We start from the raw sequence: 17,856 nt of genomic DNA, 5'->3' as shown, positions 1-17,856 counted from the left end.
CTGCACGGAAAGTGCTGATGAGCAACGCTTCATCAGCACTTTGTCTGTTCATCAAACCGGATGGATCTGCTTTGCAGCATCTCCGTGTACGCCGTCAATGCCGTACTGTTGATTGCGGCGGCGTTCAAAGAACTTCACTGCAACCTGACCGAACTGTGCATAGCTCAGTACGTCCTCGTCCTGGGTGACCCACTCTGCACATTCCTTGCGGAGCTTATCCATCTCCGGCTCCAGCAAATCTGCCGGACGGCAGTCGATGGGCTTTTCGTCCCCGATGATCTTCTTGCGGAATGCAGGATCGATGGGCACCGGCGTTCTGCCATACTCGCCCCGGACAATGCCCTTGAATTCCTTGGTCACGGTCTTGTACCGCTCCCCCATAATCACATTGAACACAGCCTGTGTGCCCACGATCTGGGAGGTAGGTGTTACCAGGGGCGGGTAGCCTGCGTCCTTCCGGACTCTCGGTACTTCCTGGAGCACCTCGTTAAGCTTATCCTCCTTGCCTGCCTGCTTCAACTGGGACAGCAGGTTGGAAAGCATACCGCCGGGCACCTGGTAGATCAATGCATTGGCGTCAACCGCCAGCATCTTGGGATCCAGCAGACCACTGTCCAGATACTTCTGACGCAGTTCCATAAAATAGGAGCGGATCTCGGTCAGCAGCATCAGATCCAGACCGGTATCATAGGGCGTACCCTGGAGGGCAGCCACCATGGACTCGGTGGGCGCATGGGATGTACCCAGCGCCAGAGGGGACATAGCGGTATCGATCACATCCGCACCGGCTTCAATGCCCTTGAGCAGGCACATGGACGCCAGACCGGAGGTGTAGTGGGTGTGCAGCTGGATGGGCAGCTTTACGTTTGCCTTGAGTGCCTTCACCAGACGCTCGGTGGCATAGGGCGTCAGCAGAGCCGCCATATCCTTGATGCAAATAGAGTCCGCACCTGCTTCCTCGATCTGCTTTGCGTAATTTACATAGTATTCCTCGGTGAATACATCCCCCAGAGTGTAGGAAATTGCCACCTGGGTATGTGCGCCTTCCTTCTTTGCCGCATCGATGGCGGTTTTCAGGTTCCGGATATCGTTCAGCGCATCAAAAATCCGGATCACGTCAATGCCGTTTGCCACAGACTTCTGTACAAAATACTGCACCACATCGTCTGCATAGTGCCGATAGCCCAGCATATTCTGACCACGGAACAGCATTTGCAGCTTGGTGTGGGGCATATGCTTTTTCAGCGTGCGCAGACGCTCCCAGGGATCCTCGTTGAGAAACCGCAGGCAGGCATCAAAGGTCGCACCGCCCCAGCACTCGATGGAGTGATAGCCCACCTGATCCAGCTTTTCCAGGATCGGCAGCATATCAGCAGTGGTCATACGGGTTGCGATCAAGGACTGGTGTGCGTCACGGAGCACGGTTTCCGTAATCTTTACTTTAGCCATATCTTTCACCACTCTTCCGCACAGAGCGGAAAATCCTTTCTATCAGAGTTTAGGCAATGGTCACCAGAACATCGTCAGAATTTACGGTATCGCCCTTGCTGACCAGAATGCTTGTGATCTTACCGTCGCAGCTTGCAACAATGTCATTCTCCATCTTCATAGCCTCCAGGATCACAACGGTCTGACCTCTGGAAACGGTATCCCCAACTGCAACCTTGATATCCAGGATAGTGCCGGGCATGGGTGCCTGTACCTTCTCCCCTGCACCGGCAACAGGTGTTGCTGCGGGGGTAGGAGCTGCTGCGGGAGCCGGTGCCGGTGCAGGCGCTGCTGCCACAGGTGCAGGTGCCGCAGCAACGGGAGCCGGCGCTGCGCCGGTGATCTCCTCCACTGCTACATCGTATGCCTTGCCATTTACGGTTACGCTAAATCTTTTCATTGTATGTACCACCTTTTCTCAATATAAACTGCTTAGAACGGAATGTTGTTGTGCTTCTTGGGCAGCTTGCTTACCCGCTTGCCGCTGAGGATATCCAGAGCAGACAGCAGAGTCTCTCTGGTGTCTGCCGGTGCGATCACTGCATCCACGCCGCCCTTTTCCGCCGCACTCTGTGCGCTTGCCAGAGTTGCTGCATACTCCGCAGCCAGCTCCTTGCGCTTTGCATTTGCATCCGCAGCGCCCTTCAGCTTATCATGCCACAGGAATTCTACGGCAGTCAGGGGTGCCATGGGAGAGATCACAGCCTGATCCCAGGCATAAGTAAAGTCTGCGCCGCATGCTGCACCAGCCAGAGCAGTGAATGCTGCGCCCACAGCATTGCCGGTCACAACGGACAGCTTGATGGTGGTTGCCTCTGCGTAGCATGCTACCAGCCGGGTCATAGCCTGGATACTGCCGGTCTGTTCGGCTTCGGAAGAAGCGGCAAAGCCCATGGTATCCACAAAGGTGATCACCGGAACGGAGAAAGCATCGCAGGTGCGCATAAACCGTGCCAGCTTTGCAGAGTCCTCCGTATTCAGCGGATCCTCGGTCTTATTGGTTGCGGCAATGCCCACCGTGGTGCCTCCAAGGGTTGCCAGGGCAGTGTATGCCGCTTTACCGTAGTCCCCATACAGCTCCAGCAGGGAATCTGCGTCTGCCACAGCCTTTACCAGATCCGGCAGGCTGGGGGATGCCTGGCTTTCGCTTTCAGCATACTCAAACATGGGTGCTCCAGCCAGGTTGTTGATGGGCATCAGGTTCACCAGTGCTCTTGCCTGCTCCATGGCAGCGATGTCATCCTCGCACACCAGTGCGCAGATACCAGCCTTGGCAGCGGATTGTGCAGTTCCTGCATGCTCTGCAAAGGGCGGTGCTACAAACAATTCTGCGTCCTTGGTCATCACCACAAAATCGGAGCCGCATGCCAGCAGTGCAGCGCTTCCTGCACAGGTGCCGGCTACCACTGCGATCTGGGGTACCACGCCGGACAGCTGGGACGCAGCCTCCAGCATTCTGCCATAAGCGGTCAGGGAATCCACTGTACCGTTGACAAAGGCGCCGTTGGAATCGTGAATACCCACAATGGGGGTACCGGTCTTGGCAGCCAGTCCGTACAGCTTGGTGATCTTTGCTGCATGCTGCAAGCCTACCGCACCGTTGTTTACGGTTTTATCCTGGGAAAATGCATAGACTGCGTTTCCGTTTACATAGCCGTAGGCACAAACGACCCCTGCCGCATCCTCTGCTTCCTTGACAGCTGCATTGATCTCGGTAAATGCACCATCGTCAAACAGAGCGGCAAGGCGTGCATATGCCCGGCTCTCCATGTTTTTTTCCATGTGCGGATCTTCCTTCCTCATATGTAATAGCCAAAAAGTCAAGACAGCACCTCACAAAGCCTGTGGGTGTTGCGGTACATCGCACAATCCCTGTACGGTGTTACCTTGACTCAATATACATGTTTTATTATACAACATTTCTGCGCAGAGTGCAAGTGTTTTTACACGATTTTTCGGCTTCCTCGGAAAACAAACGCCGGGAAAGAAAATCAGGAGCATACGGACACGCCGCATGCTCCTGAAATTTTTCTGTGGTTTGATTACGCACGCTCAACCTTGCCGGAACGCAGGCATCTGGAGCAAGCATAAATATGACAGGGAGTACCCTTCACAACAGCCTTTACGCGCTTTACATTAGGTTTCCAAGTTCTGTTGGAACGTCTGTGGGAATGGGAAACCTTAATACCAAAAGTAACGCCCTTGCCGCAAATATCACACTTAGCCATGGTAGGTTGCACCTCCTTCATGCATCGTAGAAAGTCAATAGTCTTATTCTAGCAGATTTCTTGAAAAAAAGCAAGGCTTTTTTGAAAAAAATCAAAAATTTTTTACGGCACTAAAAGAAAGTGCAATTTTGGCTTGTAAATAGCCCAGAATTCATGTATAATAAATGGTGTATACGATTACAAACTGAAAGAGAGGACGCAATCTTGAATCTGGATCTTTCCACCTTTTTGGATTTTTTCACACGACTGATCGTCATCTGCATGGTCACCCCCATCCACGAATGTGCCCATGCCTATGCGGCGTATAAGCTGGGGGACGACACCGCCAGCATCCAGGGACGCATGACCCTGAATCCTCTGGCGCATTTCGACCCGGTTGGCACCATCTGTCTGTTGTTTGCCGGCTTTGGCTGGGCGAAGCCCGTACCGGTCAACCCGAATCGGTTTGACCGGAAGATCAGCATGCGGGGGGGCATGGCAATCACAGCCCTTGCCGGGCCTCTGTCCAATCTGCTGGTGGCCATCCTCAGCATGGTCATCTACCGGGTATTCTGCTGTTTCCAGGTGGTGCAGACTGCCGTGGTGGATTACTACACAAGCGGCGGGGTCAACACCTATTTCGTTCTTTACTACATGCTCCAGGCGTTTATTTTCATCAACCTTGGGCTTGCCATCTTCAACCTGATCCCCATTCCGCCCCTGGATGGTTCCCACATTCTGGGCTACTTCACAAGCTCCAAGGTGGACGCCTTCTTCTATAAGAATCAGCGGGTGATTTCCATTGTATTTATGGTGATCCTGGTGACCGGCGTGCTGTCCGGCCCCATTGGATTTGTAGAACAGCACATATACAATTTGCTGCTCACTCTGACCAACTGGATCCCAAATTTGCTGGGGACACTGTAAATGGCACAGATTTCATTCAAGCTGCCTGTGTTTGAGGGGCCTTTGGATCTGCTGCTGCATCTGATCGCCAAGCATAAGCTGAACATCAACGACATCGAGATCTCCAAGCTGCTGGAGCAATACCTATTATATATAGAGCAATGCAGCGAGCAGGACTACGAACTGGCAGGAGAATTTCTGGAGATGGCGGCACGGCTGATCTACATCAAGACCGTGTCCCTGCTGCCAAGCCCGGAAGAGGCGGAGGCAGTCAAAAAGGAACTGGAAGGTGCCCTCATCGAGTACTCCCTTTGCAAGCTGGCTGCGGCAGAGCTTGCAAAACGGGATATCGGGGACTGCATCTTTGTCCGGCGGCAGATGCCGGTGCAGATCGATCCCACCTACCGGCACCAGCACGAACCGGAGGTGCTGCGGCAGGCGTATCTGCAAATCGGAGCAAAGCCCCAGCCCAACGCCAAGGCTCCCCTGACGGATCGGATCCAGGCTGTGGTACAGCAACGGGTGGTATCCGTCATTTCAAAAGTAGTCTATGTGTTGCGGCGGCTGTATGCGGAAGGCTCTGTCCGGGTGGACAACCTGTACGAGGGCATGACGGATCGCTCCGCCCGGGTGGCAACCTTTCTTGCGGTACTGGAGCTGACCAAAACCGGCAGAACCCGACTCAATGCGGACAATACGGAGCTGTCCTTCTGCAAGCCCCATTCCATTACGAAAAAATACAGGATTGTGAGAGAACATGCAACTGAAGAATAAAATTTCGGAGGCGGAAGCCGTCCTCTTTGCCTACGGAGAGCCTATCCCGGCAGCACGACTGGCAGAAGCATGCGGTCTGGAGGAGGAAGTAATCCCCAAGGTGATCGCTCTGCTGAACGACCGGTACGATGCCCAGCAAAGCGCCCTGCGGGTGTTGCAGTTGGAGCAATGCTACCAGCTCTGCACCCGTCCCGCCTTTGCGGAATCTATCAAAAAAGCCATTGAGACCAAGCGTACCGCTCCCCTGTCCAATGCAGCCATGGAGGCACTGACCATTGTGGCATATAACCAGCCCGTCACCAAAAGCTTTGTAGAAAATGTCCGGGGCATCGACAGCTCCTCGGTCATCAACAACCTGGTGGAAAAAGATCTGCTGGAGGAGGCAGGGCGGCTGGATGTACCCGGCAAGCCCATCGCCTACCGAACCACCAGTCGGTTTCTGCGATGCTTTGGACTGCATTCCATTGAGGAGCTGCCCCCTCTGCCCGGAAAGGATCCCCAGGGCAGTCTGCTGGATCTGGATCCGGCGGATGCTCCTGATCCGGATATTCCGGAGGAGCTGTTCCCGGAGGAATAAACACACGGAAAGGAGGCGCAAAGGCAATGATCCTGCGGATCATTCTGCTTACCCTGCTGCTGATACTGCTGATCCTGCTGTTTGCGCCGGCACGGGTCTGGCTGTCCTATGACGAAGGGACATTTTGCTGGCGTGCCCGGTATCTGTTCCTCCGGAAGGGGGCGGATTCCCCGCCCCCCGGCAAGCAATCTGACGAGTCGGCACCCCGGCAGTCCCCTGCCCCGGATAAGCCGCCGATGACGTCTGAACCAAAGCCGGCGCCCGGCTCCCAAAAGCCGGAGCAAACGCCCCAGCCCCAGGAAGCATCCAAAGCCGAACCGGAGCCTTCCAAAGAGGAATCCTCCCGGAAGGAATCGGAAAAGAAATCCGGCGGTATATTGGCCAAATACAAGCCCCAATCCCTTTCGGAGGGTATCGACCTGGCGCTGGATCTGCTGCATGCGGCAGGGAAGCCCCTGCGGTGGCTGCTGCGGCGGATCACCATCCGGGACATTGACCTGGACTTGACCGTATCCGATCCGGACGCTGCGGTATGCGCCATCCGATTCGGCAAGGTGAACATCGCCGTGTACAATACCTTAGCGCTGCTTTGCCAGTTCTTCCAGGTTCGCAAAAAACAGATCCGGATCTGCTGCATCTACAACCAGCCTCATGGCACCTACCGGGGTAGCTGCCAGATCCGGGTATGCCCGGCGGTCATCCTTGGGGCAGTGATCGGCTTTGGCGCACGGTTTCTGTACCGACAGCACAAAGCCGGAAAAGCTGCATAATTCTGCTGTATCCCGTCCATGCTGACAAACATGGACTCCTATATCAATCGGCTGCCGCACAGCCGTCCAAAATCCAACCGTGCGGAGAAGGAGTAAGCGATGAATAACACTGAGCATCCTATCAACGATCTGATGGGCGTAACCATGGAAAAAATCCGGGAAATGGTGGACGTGAACACCATCGTGGGCACCCCCATCACCTGCGCAGACGGCGCAACCATCATCCCCATCTCAAAGGTATCCTACGGCTTTGCATCCGGCGGCTCCGATCTGCCGGCAAAGGTGGAGAAGGATCTGTTCGGCGGCGGCTCCGGCGCAGGCATTTCCATTCAGCCGGTGGCGTTTCTGGTGATCCTGAACGGAGAGGTCAAGCTGATGCAGCTGTCCATTGACGCCTCCACCCCCAACGCACTGATCAACCTGGTGCCGGATGTGATGGAAAAGATCTCCGGCTTTATGAGCAGCCGGAACGGCAAGAATCCAAAGGCAGAATAATCAAAGCCCGTCTCCCATATGTTTATACAAAAGAACATATCGGGAGGCGCTTGATGAAAAAATGGCTGAGTCTGATGCTGGCGGTACTGTGCTGCCTGCATCTTTGCTGTCCGGCGGTGCATGCTGCCGACCCTCTGGGCATTTCCGCCCAGGCTTATGTGCTGATGGAGGCGGACACCGGCAAGGTGCTGTTGTCCAAAAACGGGGACGAAAAGCGTCCCATCGCCAGCACCACCAAGATCATGACCACCCTGCTGTGCCTGGAAAGCGGCGGACTGGATGACTGGTTCGTGGTGGATCCGGAAGCCATCCGGGTGGAGGGCTCCTCCATGGGACTCCAGGAGGGGGACGTGGTCACCAAACGCATGCTCTGCTATGGCATGCTGCTGCCCTCCGGCAACGATGCAGCCAATGCCACAGCCGTCCGGCTGGCTGGCTCCATCCCGGAATTTGCAAAGCTGATGAATGCACGGGCTGCCCGGATCGGCATGACCCACACCTGCTTTGTGACCCCCTCCGGTCTGGATGCGGAGGGACACGGGGCATCCGTCCGGGATATGGGACTGCTGGCACGGACAGCCATGCAGAACCCGGACTTTCGTGCCATTTGCAGCCAGTCCCGGGCAGAGGTGTGCTTCGGCAATCCGCCCTACAACCGGTGGCTGAAAAACACCAACAAGCTGCTGACCATGTATGAGGGCGTGGTGGGCGTCAAAACCGGCTTTACGGATGCAGCAGGCAGATGCCTGGTGTCCTTCTGTGAACGGGACGGGGTATCCCTGCTCTGTGTGACGCTGCATGCCAAGGACGACTGGAATGACCACATGAAGCTGTACGACTACGGCTTTGCCCATGTGGTATCCCAGCCTGTGGAGCCGCCGGATGCCCTGTCCGTCAGCGTGGTGGGCGGCACGGCGGATACCGTTGCCCTGCGCACCCGGGATCCCCTGTCCGTTGGCACGGATAACGGAGATCTGCGGCAGTTGATGGTGCAGGTACAGGTGGAACCCTTTTTGTATGCCCCTGTACCGGAGAATGCCCGGGTGGGCAATCTGGCTTATTATTATGAAGGACGGCACGTCGCCGATGTGCCCCTGTATACGGTAGATGCGGTTGCTGCCCAGGAGCAGGAACCGGAAACCCCCGGCTTCTGGCAGGCGTTGCTTGCCCGCATCCGAAGCTGGTTCTGACACGGATCCCTGTGGGGATGCCTGGTTCCAGGAGGAACGGATCATTATGGAAAAGACAAGAATTCAAAAAATCATCGCAGACAGCGGCTATTGCTCCCGGCGGAAGGCGGAGAGTTTCATTGCCGCCGGACAGGTCAAATGCAACGGCAGACCCGTGAAGCTGGGGGACAAAGCCGGCAGCCGGGATCTGATTACCGTCAACGGCGAACGGATCGCCATTCCGAAAAAGAAGCAGAAGCTGTACCTGATGCTCAACAAGCCCCGTGGGTATGTGACCACCATGTCCGACGAGCTGGATCGCCGGTGTGTGATGGATCTGCTGGAGGATGTACCGGAACGGGTCTACCCGGTGGGACGGCTGGATCGGAACTCGGAGGGTCTGCTGCTGCTGACCAACGATGGGGACTTTGCCAACAGCATCATGCACCCAAGCCGCCACGTGTCCAAAACCTATCGGGTCACAGTGCGGCCGGACATTACCGACCAGCAGCTGGTACAGCTGTCGGAGGGGGTGGAAATTGACGGCAAGCCCACTCTGCCTGCAACGGTGAATGTGCTCACCAAGGAACCCGGACGGGTGGTACTGCTGATTACCATCAGGGAAGGTCGAAACCGACAGATTCGCCGCATGTGTGAAGCGGTAGGGCTGGAGGTTGCACGTCTGCGCCGGATCAGCATCGGCCCTCTGAAGCTGGGCATGCTCAAGCCAGGCACCTATCGGGAGCTGACTGCTGAGGAGCTGCGTGCCCTGCGGACAGCCATCGGGAAGGAGTAAGCCATGCTGGAAATTCTGGAGGCAAAGGATCTGACCCCCTATGCGGCATACGAAACCCCCGGCGTGACCCTGCATGCGGTAGAATCCATGACCGCAGGGGGGTGCAGCGGCTTTGCGGTATTCTCCTACGGCACGGACACGGTGACAGTGTATGCCTGTGACGCAAAGGGCGATCTGGCACTGTATGACGGCATCGCCCGGACAGTTCTGTTCAAAGCCATGCTCCGGGGCATCGACCGGGCGGAATATTTGTGTGATACCACACAGTTGAAAAAACTGCACCTGTGTGATCCGCACAGCAACACATGCAGCAGTATTGCAGAGCTGATGAACGGCTGCGCAGGCTGCAAGGAAAAGAAGGACTGAGAAAGCTATGGCTCATTTTGCAATTAACTGCTTTTCTGATATTTTACAGATGAGCGTAAATCTGAACGTGATCCTCCCCCAGCGCACCACCCGGCACGGCTTCACCGGCTCCACGCCGGATGGAAAATTCCCGGTTCTGTACCTGCTGCACGGCATGGGGGACGATCAGACCATCTGGCAGCGCCGCACAGCCATTGAGCGCTATGTGGAAGGCACACCTCTGGCAGTGGTGATGCCTACCACCCACCTGGGCTTCTACACGGACATGCAGCACGGGCTACCCTACTGGAGCTTTTTCAGCCAGGAGCTGCCGGCTCTGTGCCGACAGTTCTTCCCCCAGCTGACGGACAGGCGGGAATATACCTTTGCCGCCGGCAATTCCATGGGAGGCTACGGGGCTGTGAAGCTGGCACTGGGCATGCCGGATCAGTTCGGCAAGGCGGTATCCCTGTCCGGGGCGTTGGATCTGGTCGGCATGGAAAAGCACACTCCTGCAACGCCCTTGATGCAGAATATTTTCGGCAGTACAGAACAGCTTACCGGCTCAGACAATGACCTGCTGGCACTGGCGGAGAAAACCTGTAAAACCCATACGAACCTGCCGAAGCTGCGGATCTGCTGCGGCACGGAGGATCCTCTGCTGCCCTTCAGTCGTTCTGCCAAGGCACGCTTGATCCAGTTGGGCTACGATGTGACCTATCAGGAAAGCCCCGGCGTTCACGACTGGGCATACTGGGATACTCAGATCCGGCAGGCGATCCCCTGGCTGCTGGAGGGTATGGAAATGTAGTCCACGCCCTGTAGCAGAGTAATAGAAACAAAAACAGCCTTACGATCCGAAAACCGTAAGGCTGTTTTACTGTGGAGCGGATGATGGGAATCGAACCCACGACATCAGCTTGGGAAGCTGAAGTTTTACCATTAAACTACATCCGCGAATGAAGGAATAAAGAGAATGACGTACAAAGACTGTACGTCATTCATGGTGCGGATAAGAGGACTTGAACCTCCACCCCCTTGCGAGGACTAGCACCTGAAGCTAGCGCGTCTGCCGATTCCGCCATATCCGCTTTTGTTTTTGTGTCATCTCCCTGACGACTATTATATTATAGCACGGGTTTCTCCAAATGTCAACCCTTTTTTGAAAAAACTCAAAAAATTTTTTAGGCATGTAAAACTGGGCTTTTCTTTGCATTTTCCCCGAAAATGTGCTATACTGTACAATGAAATTGAAACCGAACACGAAAGGAGTCGGTCGGAGATCCGACCGGAAGCATCATGGCTATTTATCTGGACAACGCAGCAACCACCAAGCCCTGCCAGGCGGCGATCGGGGCAATCAACCAATGCCTGACAGAAAATTACGGGAATCCATCCTCCCTGCATCACGCAGGTTTGCAAGCCCAGCTGGCTATAGACGGGGTGCGCCGTACCCTGGCTTCCATCCTTGCCTGTGAACCGGGCTGCATCTACTTCACCTCCGGGGCAACGGAAAGCAACAATCTTGCCGTCCGTGGAGTTGCCGGGGCATACGGGAAGCACAAGCCCCGGGTCATCACCACCACTGTGGAGCATGCCTCTGTGCGGGAATCCTTCCGGCAGCTGGAGCAGGCAGGGTTCGAGGTGATCCGTATCGCCCCGGATTCCCACGGTGTGTTTGATCCCAACGCCTTTGTAGAGGCGGTAAACGAGCGAACCTGTCTGATCAGCATGATGCTGGTCAACAACGAGACCGGGCACATTCTCCCGGTGCGCCGGGTATTTTACGGTGCAAAGCGGAAGAATCCCCAGATCATCACCCACTGCGACGCCGTACAGGGCTTTCTGAAGGTGCCCATCCGCATTTCAGAGCTGAAGGCGGATCTGCTGTCCCTGAGCGGTCACAAGATCCACGCCGCCAAGGGCGTGGGGGCTTTGTATGTGCGGAAGGGCGTGCGGCTCACGCCCCTGCTGTTTGGCGGAGAACAGGAGCATGGCATACGCCCCGGCACGGAGCCTGTGCCCCTGATCGCCGGTATGGGTGCGGCGGCAGCGGAGCTTGCTCCCACCCTGGCACAGCGGAGTCAGCGTGTTGCTGCGCTGCGTGCGTACCTGTTGGAACAACTGTCCCCTTTGCCAGGCATTACAGTGCATTCCCCGGAGGATGGCTCCCCCTATATTCTCAACTTCTCCGTGGCGAACATCCGGTCGGAGATCATGCTGCACTTTCTGGAATCCAAGGGCATTTATGTGTCCAGCGGTTCCGCATGCTCCAAGGGTGCCAACAGCGGCGTACTGGAACAGTTCGGCGCCACCCGTGCCCAGGCGGACAGCGCCATCCGGGTCAGCCTTTGCCCGGAGAATGCCAAGCACGAGCTGCGCAGTCTGGTGCAAGCCATTGCAGAAGGACAGGCAACCTTGAAAACCGCAAAATAGTGGGACATTGCATACAGATTGTGGATGATGTTCCGGCATGCAAAAGCGCTCCGGCTGAAAACCGGAGCGCTTCTTTTATTTCTCGGAACGCTTCCGAAGGATCGCTGCCAGCAAAGAATACAAACCTGCCGCTGCCACCCAGATGATCCAGGTCAGATCCCAGCGATCAGTCAGAAAGCTGCATGCCAGATAAATCGCAGTGATGAGCACCCAATAGCCCCCGGATGCGCCGAATGCCTTCTTGTTCTTGGGAGAATAATCCCCCTCCTGGAGCAGCTGCTGAAAGCTGTTCCAGACTGTGCCTACCCGGATAAAAAACGTAACGCCCACCGCAATCATCGCCAGCATGCCGCAGACCATACCGCACAGCAGCAGATCGTTTTCCTCGTCAATGAGAATCCCGGCAAAGAGGGGGATGACAGACAGTACGCATAAACAGGTGCCGATCACATTGTTCCGCACATAGGTTTCCCGGAATTGCTCCTTCCGCTCCCGCACCATACCAGTGACCCCGTACTCCGTTTCAAAGGGCTCCTTCTCCAGGATTTCATAGGAGGAGGTGCGACTGCCGCTGAGAATGAACATGGCAGTTGCCGCCGCAACCAGGAGCAGCAGCAGGATCATGCCGATGCCCGCCGCCGCATTTTCCGGAATACCGTACTTCGGCACCTCGCTCATCGCCCCCAGCAGGATCAGACCGATGGGGGAAAGCACACAAAGCATGGTTGCAAAAGCTATGAGCCTGGCACTACGCTGCTTTGCCTCCAAAAAGGCGGACGCCTCCTCCAGGGACACCCGGCGCAGAGGTTCCCCCGGATCCTCCCCAGGTGCAGGCTCCGGCTCCCCCTCCTCATCCTTCAGCAGATAATCCGTGGTCACATGAAACAGCCGGGACAGCTGCACCATCTTTTCCAGATCCGGCACAGACTGGGCGCCCTCCCACTTGGATACGGACTGCCGGGACACATGCATCTGCTGCGCAAGCTCCTCCTGGGACCATCCGCTCTTTTTTCTAAGTTGGATCAGTTTGTCTGCAAAAATCATAATTCGTCGCTCCTTTTCGGTTTAGATGATGTCCCTATGATACCATACACAGCGGTTGCAGACAACCAACCAGCACCTTGCAATTTGTCAACCGGCAGTTGCAGTCCCGGTTTTCCGGGCTTTTGCCTACTGCACGCAGTCCTCGGTGAGAAATGTGACCTGATCCGAATTGTAGCAGTTCTCCCCTGCTTCGGACAAGCCTTCCCCATAATCCACCAGGTTGTGCTGCACGGAAAAGTCGCTGTACCAGCCGTCCACCACATACATACGCCGACTGGTGTCCACTTCCCCGTAGGGTCTGTCCATGTACAAAGTATTGTTTGCAAAGTGGGCGTGATACCCCCAGCCGCTGACCTGCTCGTGCAGTTCAAAAGCAGCCACGATCTTGCTGTTTCCGTCCCGGTATCCGGTATTGTCGTGCACATAGCAATCATTCCCTGCGATATCCAGAAAGCTGCCGGCATAATTCTCCCCGGTCATGCCCTCCCCATGAAAGGTACAGCCGCTGATCTCCGTGCCAGTGGTGTTTTCCTTCACGTCCACATGCTCCGCTGCCACATTCCGGAAAACGCAGCCATCCACCCGGTTGTAGTCGCATTTGTAATCAAAGCCGCTGGTGCTGTAGGCACTGCCGATGTACACCCCTTCCCCATAGCCGGGTGTAACCAGTCCTGTATCGTGAATGCTGCACTGCTGCACCAAGCAATAGGAGCTGCCGTCCCGGATGGCGACCGCCTCCGCACCGGTGTTTGCAATTTCACAGCTGCGGATCACGGTGTGGTTGGAATTGTCCAGCACGATTCCCTTCTGTGCATTGGTAAGCAGCAAATGCTCCAGTACCCAGTAATCCCCGGTGATATGCATCACATAACCGCTGCTGGTTCCGGTACCGGTCAGTACCGGCGGGTCTGCCGGATCTGCCGCCTTCAGGGTGATGGGCTGCTGCTGACTGCCCTCCGCCGTGCCGTAGAATTTCTGTGCACCGCTGTCGGATACCTGATACACCCCCGGCTCCAACCGGATCACATCCCCGGTCTCTGCCTGCGCCATGGCTTGTGCCAGCTCCGCAGCATCGGAAACCGTCACCTGTCTCCCCGCATTGGTCAGAAGTCCTCGCTTCAGCAGACAAAGATCCATCCCGTTCAGCATACCGTCTCCGTTCAGATCCCCTGCCTGCCCATCCGGCAGGGTCACTTCCTGCCCCAGCAGCCAATTTTGCAGCAATGCCACATCCTCTGCATCAGATGCCCCATCTGCATTCACATCCCCGGCAGCATCCGCTGCCTGAGCGCCCATGCCAAAGGACACCGTCAGCAATGCTCCGGCCAGCAGCAGACTGATCCGATTCTTTCTTCGCATTTCTTGCCCTCCCATACAGAAACGCCCCGATTCCATCCAGGAACCGGGAGCGTTTTTTCACCACAACGCCGCACCATACTGTGCAGGTCATCTCTTGCGGAACAATACCTTCAGCAGCAAGCCGCAGCCTCCGCCGATTAGCAAAAACATCATAACGAACTCGAACATCGTTGTCCGGGTGAACCGGATCTGGATGCTCATGATAATGGCAAGCACGATGATCGCCAGACCCAATGCAGTCACGATCCAGCCATAGATACGGCGATCGCAGAAAAACAGCAGGATTACGCCAATGAAAAACGGCAGGATCACTGCGCCGCTGGGAATGGTCACACTGCCAAGCATCCACCCTCCCAGTGCAAAAATCCCACTGGTGGAAACGGTGGTTTTCTGGAACAGCCAGAACAGCCCTGCTCCCAGCATAATCAATCCAATGAAAAATTGCAGCAGGTCATTGCTTTCCTTTTTCGGCTGTGTGCCGATCCGGGAAGCAGCCTCATTTGCCTTGCGCATCCGGCGAACGGTTTCTTCCAGCTCCTTGATGTCCCGATCTGCCATATGCTCCACCTCCTTTTTTGTTATTATACCGGAAAGAATGCCAATTGTCAAGGATGGAACACTGGGACGCATGTTACCCAAGCCCAGGCTCATACAATGAGCCGAAGGAAGGTGATGCAATGTTTTTGCAGTTTTTAAGCGGTATTCTCAGCAATCTGTTTTTCTTTGCGCTTCATGTGAACACCGCCATGGCATTTCCCAAGCCTCTGTCCCCAAAGGAGGAGGCGGACTGCTTTGCCCGGCTCGCCCAGGGGGACAGCCAGGCACGTGCCATGCTGATCGAGCATAATCTGCGGCTGGTGGCTCACATGATCAAGAAGTATTACGCCAACAGCAAGGATCAGGATGAGCTGATCTCCATCGGCACGATGGGGTTGATCAAGGCGGTGAATACCTTTGACGCCGCCAAGGGCTCCAAGTTTGCCACCTATGCGGGGCGGTGTATTGAAAAAGCAACCGTATCATTACGGCTCTAAACGCACGAGGAGAAGCAAAACGAGAGCCTTCGCAGAGTCAGTGGCAGGTATACCAAAAGATTCACGACTCCTTCTACATCCTTTATCGATTGCACCACCACAGAGTATCCTATGCTCCCCTGTACATCCATTCCTTCTATTTTCCTTGCCATCGTCATCTAACAAAAGCGCAGGCATACTTGCTTGAAAATCCAGACCCTCAAAATATTTCTACCATCTCAGGAAAACTAAAATGGTATCGATTTCACAATGGACTTCATCAACAAGATGTTTGTAAAGCTGTCGGTATTGACCGAACAACTTACTCCCGGTATGAAGATACTGTGCTGGATACTTATTCTCTGGACAAGCTTACGCAAATAGCAAACTTCTTTCAAATAGAACCGACCGAATTACTTGATGATTACCATCTATTTCTCTATCACGGTCAAGGTGCACAAATAAAAAGACTGCGAAAGTCTCTGAACCTTACGCAGTCTCAATTTGCAAACTATATTGATGTTCCTCTCGGTACACTGAAAAAATGGGAACAAGATCGTGTCAACATACAACGAACCACTTACGAAAAACTTTCACAACTTTCTTCCCCCTCTCCACACGTCTAACAAACCTATGCAGCGTTTTTCTTTCTGCAAGCGAAAAAGCCCCCCTCCTTAAAAAACAAGCCTTCATAGCGTTGCTGAAGGGCAATGTGATTCGTTGCTGCTACAGGTTTCATCATTTCATCATATACATTGCATATCATAAGACAACTGCTTTCACAGATTTAGGCACAAATAGAAAATTTCGAGTGCTGCATAAACAATAGAGGCGGAGCCATCAGGCACCACCTCTAGTTCTTGCTATGTATGCACAGGATTGTCATCCTCGCACACATATCTACATATCATGTCTACTAATTTTTTGGATTCCTTCTCTGTTAATTGCGACTGCATGTCTTTTATACGATTGATAATAGATTGTGCGTGTATTTCAGCTTTCTTTTTGCTTAAAGCGATCTGTCCATCTTTACTATTTGGATAATGTGATACGATCTGCATTGCATACACCAGCTTTCAGTTCGATTATATTTTATACTGGTTGTACGTTATTCTGCGGGATTGCAAGTTTCTTTTTTATCACAGTAGCTACCACATTCACATGACTGGAAATTACGGCAGTAATCCTCCATTTCTTTACGTTCCAGTACTTCATGTTGATAAGCACTCCTATAATATATTACTCTGGATCTCAGAAATTCAAGCGTTTCCGCAGTTTCTTTTTTAATTTCTAATGTGTTCTCTTTCTTTTCATCTAAAAGCTTACTCAGTTTTACAATCAGCTTACCCGTAATAACAATTTCTTCATATGAATTTTTAAATATTTCCTCGTACATAATCATTCTCCTTTTACATTTTTCTTGAATTGTAGTGCTTTCTATAAATTCTATTAACAGCAACTTTTTCTTTTGTATCTTCATATTCCAAACAGACTTCTTTTGCAGATGCATATACCAACTCCTTCTTCTCTACATATTTCATCGCCTTTTTATACGTAGTTGTAAATCGAACTGGTTGAATAATCCCTCTGGAATACCCATAGAATCTCTTATGTGGAGGATAAAAGTGTAATCTTTCGGATTTCCCGGTACTATCTCCATCAGTTTGATTCTTTGTATCATCCGCTGTATCAACTCTTTTTACTAATGCTGTAAAATATGCTCCTAGGTTATCACAATCTTTCATAGCTTTTATGAACACAAACCCATGTCCCCACAGTTTTTCAATTTGCGAAACTGGCAAAACAAGTTTCCTATACTGTTTGCGTTTAATAAGAATATGAATATGCCATGCACCATTTTGATGCGGCTCCATAACCCGAATGAATTCCAGGTCGGCATAATGGTAGATAAGCCTTTTCCAAAACTTTTTGAAATCCTTGGACACCTGATTAAAATCAAGCTCTTGTTTTGAATAAGTCAATATGACGTGACGTTCATTAATTTTACCGATAAAATTGGCGTTGATAAGCTGTCGCAATTTCTCAAAAGAATGATTCATATTTCGCTGGCAAGTTCCTGCTTGTTGCCTGTACTCCCTCACCTCCCCTGTTCGAGTATCACAGTACTCATTTTGATTGATTCGTTTGATGCATCGTAAGTTTTGAAATCTTTTTTCTACGATGTGAAGTTCTGTCACATTACCTGATAAGCATACATCTGTGATTGCATCATCATCAGGAATGAAGCTGCTACTGTCTTTTACAGTAACCCTGGATTCTAGGTTCATAAAAAACACCTCCATTTAATTTATCAGGAGGGAAAACCTCCTGACACTAATAGACTCAAACTAAACATGCTAAAAACTCCTCTTTTTCAAGCGTTCACAGAAAATTAATAAAGCATTGTGTATAATAACGTCCTGATTTCTCAGGACTAAGATCATTTTATATGTTTTCGGCTGATGTAGCGGTAATAA

21 protein-coding genes and 2 tRNA genes are annotated in these 17,856 nt (G+C 53.3%); 12 read left to right on the top strand and 11 right to left on the bottom strand.

Annotated features, from left to right (window positions below):
• Positions 1 to 51: 51 nt before the first annotated feature.
• The 4 genes from RUM_RS06640 to rpmB form a co-directional block, all read right to left on the bottom strand.
• Positions 52 to 1,449 (bottom strand): oxaloacetate decarboxylase subunit alpha, encoded by a 1,398-nt coding sequence (locus RUM_RS06640; RefSeq protein ID WP_015558394.1) that lies wholly within the window; start codon positions 1,447 to 1,449, stop codon positions 52 to 54.
• Positions 1,450 to 1,498: 49 nt separating this feature from the next.
• Positions 1,499 to 1,888: a biotin/lipoyl-containing protein gene (locus RUM_RS06635; protein ID WP_015558393.1), complete on the bottom strand. Its 390-nt coding sequence runs from the start codon at positions 1,886 to 1,888 to the stop codon at positions 1,499 to 1,501.
• 32 nt (positions 1,889 to 1,920) lie between these two features.
• Complete coding sequence (locus tag RUM_RS06630; RefSeq protein WP_015558392.1) at positions 1,921 to 3,270, bottom strand: carboxyl transferase domain-containing protein; 1,350 nt, start codon at positions 3,268 to 3,270, stop codon at positions 1,921 to 1,923.
• A 260-nt stretch (positions 3,271 to 3,530) separates the two neighbouring features.
• A complete protein-coding gene (gene rpmB / locus RUM_RS12415) occupies positions 3,531 to 3,716 on the bottom strand; it encodes a 50S ribosomal protein L28 (RefSeq protein WP_022357813.1) in 186 nt (61 codons plus the stop codon).
• Positions 3,717 to 3,920: 204 nt separating this feature from the next.
• Between rpmB and RUM_RS06625 the strand changes: the two genes are divergently transcribed.
• From RUM_RS06625 to RUM_RS06585, 9 genes are all read left to right on the top strand, one after another.
• Complete coding sequence (locus RUM_RS06625) at positions 3,921 to 4,622, top strand: site-2 protease family protein (protein WP_049775519.1); 702 nt, start codon at positions 3,921 to 3,923, stop codon at positions 4,620 to 4,622.
• On the top strand, positions 4,623 to 5,375 hold the full coding sequence (locus tag RUM_RS06620; protein WP_015558391.1) for a segregation and condensation protein A: 753 nt from the start codon (positions 4,623 to 4,625) through the stop codon (positions 5,373 to 5,375).
• The gene (gene scpB / locus RUM_RS06615) at positions 5,359 to 5,952 is read left to right on the top strand and encodes an SMC-Scp complex subunit ScpB (protein ID WP_015558390.1); all 594 of its coding nucleotides are present in this window, start codon (positions 5,359 to 5,361) and stop codon (positions 5,950 to 5,952) included. The genes RUM_RS06620 and scpB overlap by 17 nt, the downstream gene beginning before the upstream one ends.
• 26 nt (positions 5,953 to 5,978) lie before the next feature.
• On the top strand, positions 5,979 to 6,722 hold the full coding sequence (locus tag RUM_RS06610) for a hypothetical protein (RefSeq protein WP_015558389.1): 744 nt from the start codon (positions 5,979 to 5,981) through the stop codon (positions 6,720 to 6,722).
• 99 nt (positions 6,723 to 6,821) lie between these two features.
• Entirely contained in the window at positions 6,822 to 7,217 is a 396-nt protein-coding gene (ytfJ, locus tag RUM_RS06605; RefSeq protein ID WP_015558388.1) for a GerW family sporulation protein, read from the top strand.
• Positions 7,218 to 7,270: 53 nt separating this feature from the next.
• The gene (locus RUM_RS06600; protein WP_015558387.1) at positions 7,271 to 8,407 is read left to right on the top strand and encodes a D-alanyl-D-alanine carboxypeptidase family protein; all 1,137 of its coding nucleotides are present in this window, start codon (positions 7,271 to 7,273) and stop codon (positions 8,405 to 8,407) included.
• A 46-nt stretch (positions 8,408 to 8,453) separates the two neighbouring features.
• Positions 8,454 to 9,182 carry a pseudouridine synthase gene (locus RUM_RS06595; protein WP_015558386.1) on the top strand — a complete coding sequence of 243 codons (729 nt, stop codon included), beginning with the start codon at positions 8,454 to 8,456 and terminating at the stop codon, positions 9,180 to 9,182.
• Between the two features lie 3 nt (positions 9,183 to 9,185).
• Positions 9,186 to 9,548, top strand: coding sequence for a hypothetical protein (locus tag RUM_RS12075; RefSeq protein ID WP_015558385.1), 363 nt, complete (start codon positions 9,186 to 9,188; stop codon positions 9,546 to 9,548).
• Between the two features lie 7 nt (positions 9,549 to 9,555).
• Positions 9,556 to 10,338 carry an alpha/beta hydrolase gene (locus RUM_RS06585; RefSeq protein WP_015558384.1) on the top strand — a complete coding sequence of 261 codons (783 nt, stop codon included), beginning with the start codon at positions 9,556 to 9,558 and terminating at the stop codon, positions 10,336 to 10,338.
• 72 nt (positions 10,339 to 10,410) lie between these two features.
• On the opposite strand, the gene RUM_RS06580 is transcribed toward RUM_RS06585, so the two are convergent.
• Positions 10,411 to 10,484 (bottom strand) — tRNA-Gly (locus RUM_RS06580).
• Between the two features lie 47 nt (positions 10,485 to 10,531).
• Positions 10,532 to 10,618 (bottom strand) — tRNA-Leu (locus tag RUM_RS06575).
• 208 nt (positions 10,619 to 10,826) lie between these two features.
• On the opposite strand from RUM_RS06575, the gene RUM_RS06570 reads away from it, so the two are divergent.
• Positions 10,827 to 11,963 (top strand): cysteine desulfurase family protein, encoded by a 1,137-nt coding sequence (locus tag RUM_RS06570; RefSeq protein ID WP_015558383.1) that lies wholly within the window; start codon positions 10,827 to 10,829, stop codon positions 11,961 to 11,963.
• Between the two features lie 75 nt (positions 11,964 to 12,038).
• Here the strand turns inward: RUM_RS06570 and RUM_RS06565 are convergent, their stop codons facing one another.
• The 3 genes from RUM_RS06565 to RUM_RS06555 all read right to left on the bottom strand — a co-directional run bounded on the left by RUM_RS06565 (position 12,039) and on the right by RUM_RS06555 (position 14,924).
• Complete coding sequence (locus RUM_RS06565) at positions 12,039 to 13,007, bottom strand: helix-turn-helix domain-containing protein (RefSeq protein WP_015558382.1); 969 nt, start codon at positions 13,005 to 13,007, stop codon at positions 12,039 to 12,041.
• 126 nt (positions 13,008 to 13,133) lie between these two features.
• Positions 13,134 to 14,366, bottom strand: coding sequence for a dockerin type I domain-containing protein (locus RUM_RS12070; RefSeq protein ID WP_015558381.1), 1,233 nt, complete (start codon positions 14,364 to 14,366; stop codon positions 13,134 to 13,136).
• A gap of 87 nt (positions 14,367 to 14,453) precedes the next feature.
• Positions 14,454 to 14,924 (bottom strand): hypothetical protein, encoded by a 471-nt coding sequence (locus RUM_RS06555; RefSeq protein WP_015558380.1) that lies wholly within the window; start codon positions 14,922 to 14,924, stop codon positions 14,454 to 14,456.
• Between the two features lie 119 nt (positions 14,925 to 15,043).
• Between RUM_RS06555 and RUM_RS06550 the strand changes: the two genes are divergently transcribed.
• Both RUM_RS06550 and RUM_RS12410 read left to right on the top strand, forming a co-directional pair.
• Entirely contained in the window at positions 15,044 to 15,400 is a 357-nt protein-coding gene (locus RUM_RS06550) for a sigma factor (RefSeq protein WP_015558379.1), read from the top strand.
• A 179-nt stretch (positions 15,401 to 15,579) separates the two neighbouring features.
• The gene (locus RUM_RS12410) at positions 15,580 to 16,005 is read left to right on the top strand and encodes a helix-turn-helix domain-containing protein (RefSeq protein ID WP_147645583.1); all 426 of its coding nucleotides are present in this window, start codon (positions 15,580 to 15,582) and stop codon (positions 16,003 to 16,005) included.
• 482 nt (positions 16,006 to 16,487) lie between these two features.
• On the opposite strand, the gene RUM_RS06545 is transcribed toward RUM_RS12410, so the two are convergent.
• Both RUM_RS06545 and RUM_RS06540 read right to left on the bottom strand, forming a co-directional pair.
• The gene (locus RUM_RS06545; RefSeq protein ID WP_015558377.1) at positions 16,488 to 16,775 is read right to left on the bottom strand and encodes a hypothetical protein; all 288 of its coding nucleotides are present in this window, start codon (positions 16,773 to 16,775) and stop codon (positions 16,488 to 16,490) included.
• A gap of 13 nt (positions 16,776 to 16,788) precedes the next feature.
• Positions 16,789 to 17,667: a rolling circle replication-associated protein gene (locus tag RUM_RS06540; RefSeq protein ID WP_147645582.1), complete on the bottom strand. Its 879-nt coding sequence runs from the start codon at positions 17,665 to 17,667 to the stop codon at positions 16,789 to 16,791.
• Positions 17,668 to 17,856 lie beyond the last annotated feature (189 nt).

Source organism: Ruminococcus champanellensis 18P13 = JCM 17042, assembly GCF_000210095.1.
Lineage (GTDB): Bacteria > Bacillota > Clostridia > Oscillospirales > Ruminococcaceae > Ruminococcus_F > Ruminococcus_F champanellensis.
The sequence above is the reverse complement of the archived record's forward strand: the minus strand, read 5'-3'. Positions and strand labels throughout refer to the sequence as shown.

Bases quoted from the DNA above. Each gene is read 5' to 3' on its own strand.
- RUM_RS06640 (WP_015558394.1), bottom strand. From the start codon at position 1,449: ATGGCTAAAGTAAAGATTACGGAAACCGTGCTCCGTGACGCACACCAG.
- RUM_RS06635 (WP_015558393.1), bottom strand. From the start codon at position 1,888: ATGAAAAGATTTAGCGTAACCGTAAATGGCAAGGCATACGATGTAGCA.
- RUM_RS06630 (WP_015558392.1), bottom strand. From the start codon at position 3,270: ATGGAAAAAAACATGGAGAGCCGGGCATATGCACGCCTTGCCGCTCTG.
- rpmB (WP_022357813.1), bottom strand. From the start codon at position 3,716: ATGGCTAAGTGTGATATTTGCGGCAAGGGCGTTACTTTTGGTATTAAG.
- RUM_RS06620 (WP_015558391.1), top strand. From the start codon at position 4,623: ATGGCACAGATTTCATTCAAGCTGCCTGTGTTTGAGGGGCCTTTGGAT.
- scpB (WP_015558390.1), top strand. From the start codon at position 5,359: ATGCAACTGAAGAATAAAATTTCGGAGGCGGAAGCCGTCCTCTTTGCC.
- RUM_RS06610 (WP_015558389.1), top strand. From the start codon at position 5,979: ATGATCCTGCGGATCATTCTGCTTACCCTGCTGCTGATACTGCTGATC.
- ytfJ (WP_015558388.1), top strand. From the start codon at position 6,822: ATGAATAACACTGAGCATCCTATCAACGATCTGATGGGCGTAACCATG.
- RUM_RS06600 (WP_015558387.1), top strand. From the start codon at position 7,271: ATGAAAAAATGGCTGAGTCTGATGCTGGCGGTACTGTGCTGCCTGCAT.
- RUM_RS06595 (WP_015558386.1), top strand. From the start codon at position 8,454: ATGGAAAAGACAAGAATTCAAAAAATCATCGCAGACAGCGGCTATTGC.
- RUM_RS12075 (WP_015558385.1), top strand. From the start codon at position 9,186: ATGCTGGAAATTCTGGAGGCAAAGGATCTGACCCCCTATGCGGCATAC.
- RUM_RS06585 (WP_015558384.1), top strand. From the start codon at position 9,556: ATGGCTCATTTTGCAATTAACTGCTTTTCTGATATTTTACAGATGAGC.
- RUM_RS06570 (WP_015558383.1), top strand. From the start codon at position 10,827: ATGGCTATTTATCTGGACAACGCAGCAACCACCAAGCCCTGCCAGGCG.
- RUM_RS06565 (WP_015558382.1), bottom strand. From the start codon at position 13,007: ATGATTTTTGCAGACAAACTGATCCAACTTAGAAAAAAGAGCGGATGG.
- RUM_RS12070 (WP_015558381.1), bottom strand. From the start codon at position 14,366: ATGCGAAGAAAGAATCGGATCAGTCTGCTGCTGGCCGGAGCATTGCTG.
- RUM_RS06555 (WP_015558380.1), bottom strand. From the start codon at position 14,924: ATGGCAGATCGGGACATCAAGGAGCTGGAAGAAACCGTTCGCCGGATG.
- RUM_RS06550 (WP_015558379.1), top strand. From the start codon at position 15,044: ATGTTTTTGCAGTTTTTAAGCGGTATTCTCAGCAATCTGTTTTTCTTT.
- RUM_RS06545 (WP_015558377.1), bottom strand. From the start codon at position 16,775: ATGTACGAGGAAATATTTAAAAATTCATATGAAGAAATTGTTATTACG.
- RUM_RS06540 (WP_147645582.1), bottom strand. From the start codon at position 17,667: ATGAACCTAGAATCCAGGGTTACTGTAAAAGACAGTAGCAGCTTCATT.